The sequence below is a fragment of the Aeromonas sp. 159 genome (genome assembly GCF_963862045.1).
Classification (GTDB): domain Bacteria; phylum Pseudomonadota; class Gammaproteobacteria; order Enterobacterales; family Aeromonadaceae; genus Aeromonas; species Aeromonas veronii.
On the sequence record NZ_CAWLMI010000020.1, the window covers coordinates 1 to 12338 of the forward strand.

The window sequence follows — 12338 nt, forward strand, 5'->3', positions numbered from 1 at the left end:
CCGATCACCCGGTTGCGATCTTCCGGGCGCATAAATAGCAGCAGATGCCAGTGCGGGGTGCCGTCGTGGTGAGCCTCGCACACGCGAAATCCATAAACGGGGGCGTTCCACCGTTTGAGGGCGGCCACTTGATATTTCATCAGACGATGACATACGCCCACTTTGCACCGGATTATCTGAATGATGCGGTCCGCTTTAACCCGCGGGAAAACCATCTTAAACCAGCTTGATCTTCCTCGAGAATGGGCCGAAAAAAGTGTCCACATTTTGCCAATTTTGGTGTCTTTTCACGTCCCAATGTGCCCCCTTGCGTGGCACTTAACTCCTTGAACTGAATTTAATTTGTTGAAATTAAATAAATAAAAATGGCAGCCGAGGCTGCCATTTTTATTGATGTCTTATGTCGTTCTGGTTCAGGAGGTCTTGCGATCCTGATCCGGCTCGAATTGATGACCCGATTTCTCCAGTTCCAGGTTCTCTTCGGAGCGCTTGCCCACCCAGTAATCGGCGTTCTTGATGCCGAGCTTCTCCGGGTGGAATACGGGGTCAATACCTTGTGCCTGCTGCGCTTCATAATCCTTCAGACAGGTGAAAGCGGTCTTTTGCAGCAGCAGGATGGCGATGATGTTGAGCCATGCCATCAGGCCAACCCCGATATCACCCATGCCCCACGCCAGATCCGCCGTCTTGACGGTGCCGTAGACAGTGGCGGCCATCAGCGCAATCTTCAGCAAGAAGGTGAGCCAGGGGCGATTTATCTTGCGGTTGATGTAGGCGATGTTGGTTTCGGCGATGTAGTAGTAAGCAACGATGGTGGTGAACGCGAAGAAGAACAGCGCGATGGCCACGAAAATGCTGCCAAAGCCCGGCATCATGCTCTCCATTGCGGTCTGCACATAGCCCGGGCCTGCTGCGATACCGGCAATACCTGTGTAGATAGCAGCGCCGTCCGGCCCTTGTACGTTATAGAGCCCGGTGATCAGCAGCATAAAGCCGGTGGCGGAGCAGACGAACAAGGTGTCGATATAGACGGAGAACGCCTGCACCAGACCCTGCTTGGCCGGGTGGCTCACTGCCGCAGCAGAGGAGGCGTGCGGCCCGGTACCCTGACCCGCTTCGTTGGAGTAGACCCCGCGTTTTACCCCCCACATGATGGCCAGACCCAGAATGGCACCGAAACCGGCATCCAGACCGAAGGCGCTCTTCCAGATCAGCAGGATCACGCCCGGCAGTTGGCCGATATTGAGGGCGATGATGACGCAAGCCACGATGATGTAGCCCAGCGCCATAAAGGGCACCACGGTACTGGCGAAGCTGGCGATACGCTTGACGCCGCCGAAGATAATAAAGCCGAGCAGCAGCGCCAGACCGGCGGCAGTGACGTTCGGATCGATATTAAAGGCGGTCTGCAGGCTGGAGCCGATGGAGTTGGCCTGCACGCCCGGCAGCAGCACGCCGCAGGCGAAGACGGTAGCGATGGCGAAGGTCCAGGCGTACCACTTCATGCCAAGCCCTTTCTCGATATAGAAGGCCGGGCCGCCGCGGTATTCACCGTTGATCTTCTCTTTGTAAACCTGACCCAGGGTGGACTCCACGAAGGCAGAGCTGGCGCCGAGGAAGGCGACCATCCACATCCAGAACAGGGCGCCCGGGCCACCGAAGGTGATGGCGGTGGCCACACCGGCGATGTTACCGGTACCCACGCGACCGGCCAGGGTCATGGCCAGCGCCTGGAAGGAGGAGACACCGGCATCGGTGCTCTTGCCATCAAACATCAGGCGCACCATCTCTTTCATATGACGCAGTTGCAAAAAACGGGTGCGCAGGGAGAAGTAAAGACCGACCCCCAGACACAGGTAGATGAGCGCAGGGCTCCAGATTACACCATTGATGGCATTGACGATTTCATTCATGTACAACAACTCCTTTGTTGTGTTTGTGGCGCTGTCTTGGCGAGATCTTGGCCTCGCTCTCTGTCACTGTTTTTGGCCCTGTTTGTTAACAATCCAGTTAACAAATGAGCGCGAGGTTGAGGGGTTAAGCAGAGCGCAGACACGCGCCATGCATGGCTTGTAACATATCGAGTTGTATCGGTGCTTCCCAGCGAAAAATGTTGCCTTGTTGCAAATTTGTGAATTGACAAGGGTGGGGGGATAATGGCAGGCAGCGTTTTCTATGAGTAAAGATGAGATCCTCTTTGTTGATCTGCGCCAGACAATGTGATGGGCGTAACACAATGGAAAGCAAACATGAGGCCAACAATGAAAAATGACCCTGAAACGTTGACAATCCGTCCCCCTGAGGCCGACGACGGGAGCGCCATCGCCCACCTGTTCACCCAATTGGGGTATCCTGCCGAAGGTGCTGACGTGACGGCGCGCCTGTTGGCGCCGGATCCCGCGAGCGTTGTGCTGCTCGCATCCCTGGCCGACAAGGTGGTCGGCGTGCTGGTGTGGCACAAGCTGGCACCGCTGCATGTTGCACCAGCTTGGGGCCTGATCTCGGCGCTGGTTGTCGATGAAGGGGCAAGAGGGGCGGGAGTGGGCGCAGCCTTGCTCAAAGGAGCAGAAGCGATGGCGCGGGCCGCAGGTTGCGCCCAGCTGGAGCTCTCCAGCAGTCTCAAGCGCGAGGCGGCCCACCGTTTTTATCTGGCGCAGGATTATCAGGAGCGGCCGAAACGGTTCGTCAAACTGCTGTGACCTGTTGTTTGCTTCAAAAGAAGGAGTAGGCGTGCTGGGATGGTTCAAATGGCTGGGGGGTCGCCCGCAAATGCCCATGAATGAGGATGAGTTGGCGCTGTGGCGTCAGGCGCTGGCAGCAGTGCCCATCTTGCAAGGGCTCAGCGACACCGAGCAGACAACGCTTATCGGCTTGGGGCAACAGCTACTCAAGCGCAAGACCCTGACCCTGATCGGGGTAGAGCTCAGCCGCCGTCAACAGGCGGTGCTGGCGCTGCAGGCGGCGTTGCCCATCTTGCACCTCGGCCTTGACTGGTATCGCGGCTTTCACGAAGTCATCATTATTCCCGAGCCCGTCACCCGGCGCCAGGAGGTGCAGGATGAGTTCGGGCTGGTGAGCGAGTTTGAAGAGGAGAACGCTGGCGAATCCTGGCCGCAAGGGCCGCTGGTGCTGGCCTGGAGCGAACTGCAGCAGGATGGCGACTGGGACGGCTTTAATCTGGTGATCCACGAGCTGGCTCACAAGCTCGATATGCTGGGTGGTGAGGCGGACGGTGCGCCGCCGTTGCCGAGGCCGATGAGCAGCCAGCTGTGGCAACAGGCCTTTCAGACCGCCTTCGATGCGCTGTGCCAGCAGCTAGATCGGGATGAGGCAACCGCCATCGATCCCTATGCGGCCGAACATCCCGCCGAGTTTTTTGCCGTCAGCTGCGAGTGCTTCTTTACCGATCCGCTGCGGCTGCAGCAGGTCTATCCCGACGTATACCGGCAACTGAGCCAGTGCTTTAGCCAGGATCCCGCGCAGCGTTTTCCCGCGACCCGCTTGCTGGCGGGGGAGGGGGTTGCAGGAGCCCGTGCCATTAATACAGATTACCCACTGTAAAACAGTGAAAAAACACCATTAATATCGGTTTGTTTTTAGCCATATACCCAGAGTTGCTGGACTCTGGGTATATGGTTTTGCGGTACTCTATTTTTGCAAATAATTTATTACACGAAGCCCGCAGGCGGGAGCAGATGAGCGTGGATTTAGTGACTCATCTGAGTTAGTTTGACAGCTATCTAAATATTTACAAGCATGATTAAAATATTCTCTAGACAAAATATGTGGCACCATTAAATTTTGACCTTGATCCATTAGCTCAGAACTAAATGAGTTTGAAGAATTTATTTTGTTTCGACAGTTTTAAAACAATAAATTTGTTTGGGTTTTTCAATATCGATATCTTATCGGAAAGAATTGATATGATGGTCTGTGTTTTTCTCTGTTCCACATATTCAATTAATGCACTAAGAGAATATTCGTCAATAGCCTCTAAATAATCTTGCATGGTAAATTGAATGCTATTTGTCCTTTTTCCCTTCATATACTCGACCATTGCGACATCAAAGGCAAATGCCCCTGCTCGGGGAACTCCATCACCCGTATTCAAATGCTCATTGATAATGGAAAAGGTAACTTCACCACGGTCATTGGCATTAGCTTTAAAAGTATTTTTGTATTTCTTGAATGTTTTGTGAGTAATTCGCTCATAAAAAACATTAAAGGCACTTATGTTGCTATTTAATGTTTCCAGCCCAATATTAATCTCTTTGTTAAGTAATGCTAGACCTGTTTCTTTGTTTGATATATCCTCTAGAATGCTGCTAACCTCTTGAACGACATATGAGACGTTTCCTCTAATTTCCGCAAGCGATTCTATTTCTTTATCTATAAGAATAAACCCACTTAAATGACCATCTTTTGCCAAAAGGCTTACTATTTCTTTTTCTTTTTCCAAATGTTCATCTAGCTTTTGCTTTTTATGCTTCAACTCAAGCTCTAATATTGAAACCTGCTCTTTTACATAGTCAGCTTTTTTTAAAAATATCGAATTATGGAATTGTACAACCTCAGATAATTTTTTTGATATTGTAGGCAAAAATATTTTCGCTTCATTATATATTGATTCAATTGCTGATGAGTCAACATCTGTTATATTGCTTTCATATACAGCAATTGTTTTTTTACTATAAAGTAACTTTGTTTCGATGCTAGTTATTTCTTCTGTTAGTGCTGCACCTATTTCTCTTGATTGGCGAAGTGCTTCAATAGATTTGTTTTGAAAAAATTCGATATTGTAATTCTCTGCCTTCTCTCTAAGATCCTTTATCTCAAGGTCTATTTCGGCTAGTCGCTCTTTAAAATCAAGAAGGTTTTTTCCATTAAGCAGCGCATTTTTTCTATTTTCTAAAATCTGAATATCTTTTTTTAAGAAAAAACTATCCTTCAATTTTTCAAGTTCAGAGAAATCGAATAGATAAGCATATACTAGAATGTAGTCATCATCACGACTATAAATATCAAGAAATTTATATGCGTTATTGACAGTTTTCTTGGATATTCTAAAAAACTTACTTTTTATCATTTTGAATGTTGGCTTTTCTGCATTATGCCCAAAGAGTTGGCTTATAGCAGAAACAAATGCTGATTGAGAGTTTATGCTCTCATCATCAATCGAACTTACATATTTCAGTCTTTTATTAACAAGGGCGCACTTTCTTCTTATTGTGTGAAGGATTGAGCCTAGCTTTATTTTTAACTCGAAGGTTATTCTTCCTGATGTAATATAGGACTCTACCTCAACATTAACTTTGTTATTTTCTGGGTCTTTCCAGATGGATTTCCCATCGGATCCTAAGCAAAAGTTTATTACCCTTAGCGCCGTACTTTTCCCAATCTGGTTACCATTGTCGCCGTCATCAGTTATTATATTTATTCCATCTCTGAAAGGAATGTTTCTAATTAGTTCACCATTATCATAAACATTTAATTCAATCAGTTGCATAATTTTATATCACCGGATTCATCAAGATAAATAGCATCAATTATAAACAGCCAGTCCAACCCATAGATAATATAAGATAGAGATATTGAATTGTGCTTTATTTTGTATTTTTCATATAAGGAAATAGGTGGCAACGCCTCGCTGTCATTATCTAACAAAATCTCTATTATGTTTGCTCCAATAACATAAAGATATTTTTTAGGAGGAGAGGCTTTTGATAAAATCATTGCGGGGCCTCAAGGATTTGGCAGTTTATAAATCCATAGCAAACTATAAGTTCCTGTGCAGCTTCAATTAACTCAATAGGCGCTGATAATGTTGAAGTCGCACTTGACATTATATTTTCTGAAACTAGATTTATGATTTTATCTGCATTGGCGTTAATCAATTCCATTACATCATCTTCTAATGGATTAAAACCATGATCCATCATTAGTTGTCGCTTGACATCTCTATACTTTTTCTTTATTGACCATAAGAATCGCTCTTTTGAACCCGGTTCTTCACTATCAATTGTGTCGATCACCATTTCAATCACAGACATATAGTTACAACACTCTATCAGATTGTATGCATATGCCTTAACTGCATTAAACTTAATTTTTTCCTCTACGCCTGGCATGCCTATATCTAAATCAGATACATCACAAGAGGGGTTATAGACCTCAATGATTCGCACCATAATCGGAGTTAGAAGTGAGGTTACTGCGCGAGTCTGACTCAAGATGTTTTTGTTAACAGTTACACTGCCCGGGCCACTATTAACAACAGCCACGCCATCATCGTCAGCTCTTGCATTGCTTGTCGGAAACATACCCATACCTATTTAATGGTGCGATTGATGTGTACATTTCCACTGCCCGAACTTACAACAGCAATGCCATCACCACTTGCAGTCGCAGAACTGGTAGCCTTATTTTTTCTCAAATAAACTGTAAGCAGTGTTAGCGCAAAAATAAAGGTCAGCACCACCGACAGGATCAAAATGTAAAAAGTCTGGTCTGGAGATAACTTGGAAAATATAGGTAACTTTAACCATTCAAGATAAATCATTAAGAAAACAGCACTTGATATACCAGCTAAACCTGCCCCAGCTTTAAGAATAAGCCCGATCAATGTATCCATACCTACCCCCGAAAAAATCACAAAGAATGTGTTATATCAATAACAGCTGCAGTGCGTCAATTGAATATCATGCACTGTTGTGCGCTAAATCCCATTGTTGTGGCATTTTCATTATGTTTGAACATTGGCCGTACAGTTATTGCAGGAGATCCAAGGAGCGCAGCTGGCGCTGCTTGAGGGCAACTCGTTGCGCTCGCTCAATTCCTCTATCGTGCCCGCAGTGGGTGCCTCTACCATTTTGCGGCGCACCACCTATCCATCAAGGGGGCGCTGCCTTGATGATCTTGTAAGGGCCATACCGATAAGCTGGAGCATTTGTTCCCTGCGCTTGCGGTTAATGCGCTGATATAGCTGTTCTGAAGCGGCTAAAAGAGGTCAATAAGGGGGAAGGGATAACGAGGGGATGCGGCAATATCCAAGGCTTGGGATATTTGACTGTGAGGCGCTAAAGGAAAAAAGTGCGCGCGGGACAATCAGCTTTGCGAAATAGCAAAAAGGCACCCTAGGGTGCCTTTTTTACAATCTGAGTGGCTTGCCTATCAGGCAGCGGCTTTCAGCTGTACGGCGGCTGCTTTCTTGTGATCGCCGATCGGCATCACGGTGCGGCCGAACTGCTCGTTGATCACGGTGGCCATGGCCAGGTAGATGGCGCTGGCGCCACAGATGATGCCTTCGAAACCGGCGATGGTGCCGATCAGGGTGCTGCCGGTGAAGTCACGGGCGGCCAGCAGGAAGAACAGCACGGTCAGGGAGGCGAACACGAACTGCTTGGCGCGCGGGTAGTTGATGGTGCCAACCAGCATGAACAGGGTGAACATGCCCCACATCAGCAGATACCAACCCATGTAGGCGTGCGGAGTGGCTTCGGCCAGACCCATGGTCGGCATGATCAGCAGGAACACCAGGCTCAGCCAGAACAGGCCGTAGGAGGTGAATGCGGTCACACCAAAGGTGTTGCCACGCTTGTACTCCATGATGCCAGCGATGATCTGGGCGATGCCGCCGTAGCACAGGCCCATGGCCAGGATCATGGCGCTGATGGGGAAGAAACCTGCGTTATGGATGTTCAGCAGGATGGTGGTCATACCGAAACCCATCAGACCCAGAGGGGCAGGGTTGGCCAATTTTTCGCTCACGTGGCGTTCTCCAAAAATAGAGGTGGGGGTTAACAAAAGACGCGCGATTTTAGGCAGGCTGTGGCGCGCCCGCAAGGGGGCAAGGGGGGTAAATCGTAAAAAAACTACGTGATTATTTGCATCAGAGGCCAAATGCTCACCAAGGCAGGCTGTTTGGTGAGCAAAAGGTGTCAAAATAGTTGAGGGGTTGTATTTTTATTACGCTTTTGCGCAGTGCGGCGGCGTCACTGATCCAGTGTCAGGATCACTTTGGCTTCCTTGTCCTCTTCCTTGACTTGGCTGTCGAGCACGAACAGCCGCTCCGGTGCGATCCCCTGGCTGTCGACCAGAAACTCCTTGGTATTTTGCGCCCGGCGCATGGCAAGATTACGCAGGGATTTGGCGGTGATGAGCTGCTGATCCCGCAGCAGGATCACCGCCTGGGCCCGCAGTGCTGCGCTCTCTTCATCCAGATGGAGGCGATCGGCCAGATCATCCAGATCTTCGCCAAAGCGCTCTTCATAGGCTTGGGCCAGCGCCTCTTGCAGGGCGGGGTCCTGTTCCAGCTGGTCGAGATCCGCCTGATTGCCGGTGAGCTTGGCCAGTACCCGCTCCAGCTTTTGCCGTTGCAAGATGGGGCGCTCCTCGTTGAAGTTGACCTTGCCGCGAATGTTCATGCTGAGCTTGGGTCTATCCTTGAGGGCCTGCGCCAGCTTGACCAGTTTCTCCTGCTGGGTGGGGGTGAGATCGGGTTCCCCCGGCAGGAAGGGGAGCTCGTCGAGATCTTCGGTGCCATCGGCCAGCGAGGCGAGCAGGGAGAAGGGGGAGGTGATCGCCTTGCTCAGGGTGTTGCCCAGCACATCCCAGAAGATATTGCCGATGCTGAAGTCCGGTTGATCGAGATCCCCCTTCACCTTGAGGTTCATCTGTATCACCCCGTTGGCATCGCTTAGCAGGGCGATGGCCAGCCCCAGCGGCAGATCCTTGGCCTGATCGCTCTTGATCTTCTCGCCCAGTTGCAACTTCTTGATGGTGATGTCGTTATCCCCCTCCAGCCGGTTGCCCTCCAGCTTGTAGTGCAGCTTCATGGAGAGCTGCCCCTTGTCGATGGCATAACCGGCATAGGTGCCCGAGTAGGGGGTGAAGGTGGTGAGCTCCAGATTGTGGAAAGCGACCGCGATGTCGAGGATCGGGTTGGCCACCAGCAGGTTGGTACCGCCGCGAATGGTCACTGGCGCATAGCGATCCACCTTGCCGTTGAAGGCGAGATCGGAGCGTTGCCCCGGAATATTGCTGATATGGCGACTCTGGCCGCCCAGCGAGGCGATATCGGCCACAAAATCCTGACTCAGGCTGCGGTCGGCAAAGCGCAGGTTGCCCTGCTCTGTGCGCAGCTGGTCAATGGTGAAACGAAAGTCGGGAGTCTTGCTGCCTGCCGCCGCTTGAGTACTTTTGGTTGCCGCCGGTTGCGGCAACAGCAGCTGTTGCAGGTTGGTGGTGCCATCTTCGTTGATCTCGATGCGGGCGAAGGGCTTGTTCAGGGCAATGTCCTTGATCCGCATCTGCTGGCTGATGCCGTCGTACGTCAGACCGGTGAGAGCCAGGGTGTTGAACTCCAGCAGCCGCTGATTGTCTGCCCGATCGACTACTTTGAGCCCGTTGACATCGAGCCCCCCTTGCAGGGTCAGCTTGCTCAGATCTCCTTGGGCGGTGGTGGCGAGATCAAGGCGGGTCTTGCTGCTCAGCAGCCCGTTTTGCACCTTAATGCGTACCAGATCGGCCAGATAGGGCTGTGCCAGTGTCAGGGGCAGCCCCTGCTGGTTGATGTCGCCGCTTAAGGTGAAAGGAGTCAGGGTCAGTTGGCCATCAAAGGCGAGGGAGCTGCTCTGGTTGAACTGGGTGGCCAGAGTCAGTTTGCTCGGTTGCTCCCCCTTGCTGCCCAGTGGCCCTAGCGCCAGCTTGAGGCCGGAGAGCTGGCGTGCCTGCGGTTTGCCGCTGCTCGATTCGGTGAGAGTGAGATCGCCCTTGTCGATAACGATCTGCTTGATCTGCCACTGCCAGGGTTTGTCTGCCGTGTTTTTCTTGCCGTTACTGGCTGTCTTTGCTTGTTGTGTCGACTTGGGCGCCGCATTGTTGGCCACCTCGTTTGCGGTGTTGGCTTCTTTGACGGGCTTAGCCGGAGCCTGTTCAATCAGCAAGTCAGCCAGATCCAGCTCCTGCTGTGGGTTGAGGGTGGCCTTGAGCAGGGGTTGTTGCAGAGTGACCTTGCCGATCTGGAGCGACTGTTTCTGGCCATCTACAGCCAGATCGCTAAGGGCCAGCTGGCCGAAGCGGGCAAATTCGTCGCCCTTGTGTTTTTTAAGCTGCCAGTTGTCCAGCGTCAGCTTGCCTTTGGACAATTGCCACAGTACCCCTTGCTTGCCCTCTTTAAGCTGGTACTCCACCTCTGCATTGGCGTGGCCCTTGGCCAGATCCAGCTTGAGATAGGGTGCCCAGAGCGGGGCGAAGGGTTTCAGGTCGACCTGCTTGAGGCTCACCTTACCCTGACCCATGCCGCTCATCACATCGAGCTTGCCGTGAGCGGCGAGGCTGCTTTTGCCGTTGATGGCGGTGCTCAGCTGATAGGCGGTCGGATGGTTTGCCTCGGTGCGCAGGTTATCGAGCTTGAGGGTCACTTTTTCCAGATTGAGGGGCGGCAACCAGCCGGGTTCGCTCTCCTTGCGTTGATCCTGATAGCGCACATGGCCGTCAGTGACCGCGATGCTGGCGATGTCGACCAGTAGCGGGGCGCTGGCTGTCTCGGGCTCGGAGGAGGGGGCAGGGGCGAGCAGGGTGGCTAGCGCATCGGTCAGATTGAGTCGAACATCCCCTTTTTTGTCTGTCAGCCGTTGCAGCAGCACCACGGGTTTGGTCAGGGTGACGGCGGAAAGCACGACCCCTTTCTGCTGCCAGCTGGCTTGCAGGTTTGGGGTGATAAAGAGTTGCTCAAAACGGATGATAGGCTGCTGTTTGGCATCGAGCAGGGCAGTTGCGCCGAGGGTGAGAGAAGGGTTGCGCAGCCCTACGTCAATCTCCCCCAGCGTCAGTTGCAGGCCATAGTGCTCGGCCAGCCAGCCGGGCAGATAGCGCTGGATCAGACGGGGGGTTTGCCACAGCAGCAGGGTGATCAGGATAAGAAGCAGCAGGAAAGCGTAGGCAAGGTAGCGCAGCAAGCGGAGCTTGGGGGACGCGGGCTCGGTGGTGTTCATTTGGTGCACTCCCATTTGGTTCCCGCCATGGTACAGAAAAGCTGGATAGTAATCATGGGGTTGCGTGCTGTTGTACGCCGTACTTTGTCCAAAGGCGCTCCAGTTCCCCCTTTTGTTGCAGCGCTGCCAGCCACTGTTCCAGCTGGGCAGGGGTAATCGGGGCCTCAGGGTGAAGGATGGCGCGGTGTTGATACTGTTGATCCCATTTCTGCGAGATCAGCAGCTGGTCGGCGGTGTCGGGGTGGGCCAGCAGATACTGGTTAAGGTAGGAAACGTTGAGAATGGCTACCTCGCCGCGCCCTTTGAGTAGCGCTTGCAGAGCGCTGATGTTGTCCTTGACCAAGGTGATATTGAGCTTGCGCTGCAGGTAGAGAGGATCGGCATTGAACTGGCCGACGCCGTAGTGGTAGCCGGTCACCCCGATAAGATGATGCCGAGAGGGGTCATCGAAAAAGCGCTGATCTCGGCCCGTTTTGTTCAGGGCCACATAGACCTCACCACCACCGAGAAAGGGGGCTGTCATTTTGAATTTATCTGTGTCCCAGCCCCACTTGGTGTCTTCAAAAAGCATCAGCGAGAAACGGCCCAGATCGAGCGCCTTGTAACGGTTGGCGGCCGATGTGGGAACAAACACGAATCTTACCTCTTGCTGGATCTCGTTTAGCTTGGCGATGAGGTCCAGCGTCAGCCCTTCATAGCGGGAATCGGAGAGTTTGACCACGAAGGGGGCATAGGGGTATCCGCCAACCTTGATGAGGGGATGGCTCCAGCCAGAGAGGCTGAACAAGAGCAAAAACCAGCACCAATATCTCATGGGATCCCCAGGGCAATAGCTTGCTCCCAGATTCGGTTAATCTGCGCCAGTTTTCAAGCTGTTAAGGGAATTAACACAGCGCTGTTCGGCGGCTTCCAGCTCGGCCATCACCATCTGGATATCCTCTAGCTGCTGGCGCAGCACGCCGCGTTTTGCCTCGATCAGCTGGATCATGGAGTGAAGCTGGGTTTTGCTCGATTTGTCGGTGTCGTACATATCGAACAGCTCGCGGATCTCGGCCAGGCTAAACCCCAGCCGTTTGCCGCGCAGGGTCAATTTGAGCCGGATCTTGTCTCGATGGCTGTAGATGCGGGTTTGCCCCTCCCGTAGCGGGGTGAGCAGCCCCTCATCCTCGTAGTAGCGGATGGTGCGCGGCGTGACATCGAATTCGTGGGCCAGCTCCGAAATGCTGTAGGTGATCTCCTTGCCGGGCAGGGAACGGGACATGGTCATGACTCCTGTTGCTGGGCGTGTGGCTGGCAGAGGCGGGCACGCAGCCGCTCGGCATTGGCGTGCAGGGCCTGACCGAC

11 protein-coding genes and 1 pseudogene are annotated in these 12338 nt (G+C 52.1%); 2 read left to right on the forward strand and 10 right to left on the reverse strand.

Annotated elements, in window-relative coordinates; genetic code table 11:
• A pseudogene (locus tag AACR14_RS04290) lies at positions 1 to 125 on the reverse strand (replication endonuclease); the annotation flags it as partial.
• Between the two features lie 288 nt (positions 126 to 413).
• On the reverse strand, positions 414 to 1913 hold the full coding sequence (locus AACR14_RS04295) for an alanine/glycine:cation symporter family protein (RefSeq protein WP_019445254.1): 1500 nt from the start codon (positions 1911 to 1913) through the stop codon (positions 414 to 416).
• Positions 1914 to 2261: 348 nt separating this feature from the next.
• Between AACR14_RS04295 and AACR14_RS04300 the strand changes: the two genes are divergently transcribed.
• Both AACR14_RS04300 and AACR14_RS04305 read left to right on the forward strand, forming a co-directional pair.
• The gene (locus tag AACR14_RS04300; protein WP_019445255.1) at positions 2262 to 2699 is read left to right on the forward strand and encodes a GNAT family N-acetyltransferase; all 438 of its coding nucleotides are present in this window, start codon (positions 2262 to 2264) and stop codon (positions 2697 to 2699) included.
• Positions 2700 to 2769: 70 nt separating this feature from the next.
• Complete coding sequence (locus AACR14_RS04305) at positions 2770 to 3561, forward strand: M90 family metallopeptidase (protein WP_050547824.1); 792 nt, start codon at positions 2770 to 2772, stop codon at positions 3559 to 3561.
• A 265-nt stretch (positions 3562 to 3826) separates the two neighbouring features.
• On the opposite strand, the gene AACR14_RS04310 is transcribed toward AACR14_RS04305, so the two are convergent.
• The 8 genes from AACR14_RS04310 to AACR14_RS04340 all read right to left on the reverse strand — a co-directional run bounded on the left by AACR14_RS04310 (position 3827) and on the right by AACR14_RS04340 (position 12255).
• A complete protein-coding gene (locus AACR14_RS04310; RefSeq protein WP_019445257.1) occupies positions 3827 to 5506 on the reverse strand; it encodes a DUF2326 domain-containing protein in 1680 nt (559 codons plus the stop codon).
• Complete coding sequence (locus AACR14_RS16135) at positions 5497 to 5733, reverse strand: ABC-three component system middle component 6 (RefSeq protein ID WP_019445258.1); 237 nt, start codon at positions 5731 to 5733, stop codon at positions 5497 to 5499. The genes AACR14_RS04310 and AACR14_RS16135 overlap by 10 nt, the downstream gene beginning before the upstream one ends.
• Entirely contained in the window at positions 5730 to 6320 is a 591-nt protein-coding gene (locus AACR14_RS04315; RefSeq protein WP_139748169.1) for a hypothetical protein, read from the reverse strand. Before AACR14_RS04315 ends, AACR14_RS16135 begins: the two co-directional genes overlap by 4 nt.
• 8 nt (positions 6321 to 6328) lie before the next feature.
• On the reverse strand, positions 6329 to 6631 hold the full coding sequence (locus AACR14_RS04320) for a hypothetical protein (RefSeq protein ID WP_139748170.1): 303 nt from the start codon (positions 6629 to 6631) through the stop codon (positions 6329 to 6331).
• Between the two features lie 539 nt (positions 6632 to 7170).
• Entirely contained in the window at positions 7171 to 7767 is a 597-nt protein-coding gene (locus AACR14_RS04325; RefSeq protein WP_005336948.1) for an acetate uptake transporter, read from the reverse strand.
• Between the two features lie 224 nt (positions 7768 to 7991).
• Entirely contained in the window at positions 7992 to 10994 is a 3003-nt protein-coding gene (locus AACR14_RS04330) for a DUF748 domain-containing protein (RefSeq protein WP_019445260.1), read from the reverse strand.
• A gap of 52 nt (positions 10995 to 11046) precedes the next feature.
• Positions 11047 to 11808 (reverse strand): substrate-binding periplasmic protein, encoded by a 762-nt coding sequence (locus tag AACR14_RS04335; protein WP_026034923.1) that lies wholly within the window; start codon positions 11806 to 11808, stop codon positions 11047 to 11049.
• A 36-nt stretch (positions 11809 to 11844) separates the two neighbouring features.
• Positions 11845 to 12255 (reverse strand): MerR family transcriptional regulator, encoded by a 411-nt coding sequence (locus AACR14_RS04340; protein ID WP_026034924.1) that lies wholly within the window; start codon positions 12253 to 12255, stop codon positions 11845 to 11847.
• Positions 12256 to 12338: the final 83 nt, after the last annotated feature.

Bases quoted from the DNA above. Each gene is read 5' to 3' on its own strand.
- AACR14_RS04295 (WP_019445254.1), bottom strand. From the start codon at position 1,913: ATGAATGAAATCGTCAATGCCATCAATGGTGTAATCTGGAGCCCTGCG.
- AACR14_RS04300 (WP_019445255.1), top strand. From the start codon at position 2,262: ATGAAAAATGACCCTGAAACGTTGACAATCCGTCCCCCTGAGGCCGAC.
- AACR14_RS04305 (WP_050547824.1), top strand. From the start codon at position 2,770: ATGCCCATGAATGAGGATGAGTTGGCGCTGTGGCGTCAGGCGCTGGCA.
- AACR14_RS04310 (WP_019445257.1), bottom strand. From the start codon at position 5,506: ATGCAACTGATTGAATTAAATGTTTATGATAATGGTGAACTAATTAGA.
- AACR14_RS16135 (WP_019445258.1), bottom strand. From the start codon at position 5,733: ATGATTTTATCAAAAGCCTCTCCTCCTAAAAAATATCTTTATGTTATT.
- AACR14_RS04315 (WP_139748169.1), bottom strand. From the start codon at position 6,320: ATGTTTCCGACAAGCAATGCAAGAGCTGACGATGATGGCGTGGCTGTT.
- AACR14_RS04320 (WP_139748170.1), bottom strand. From the start codon at position 6,631: ATGGATACATTGATCGGGCTTATTCTTAAAGCTGGGGCAGGTTTAGCT.
- AACR14_RS04330 (WP_019445260.1), bottom strand. From the start codon at position 10,994: ATGAACACCACCGAGCCCGCGTCCCCCAAGCTCCGCTTGCTGCGCTAC.
- AACR14_RS04335 (WP_026034923.1), bottom strand. From the start codon at position 11,808: ATGAGATATTGGTGCTGGTTTTTGCTCTTGTTCAGCCTCTCTGGCTGG.
- AACR14_RS04340 (WP_026034924.1), bottom strand. From the start codon at position 12,255: ATGTCCCGTTCCCTGCCCGGCAAGGAGATCACCTACAGCATTTCGGAG.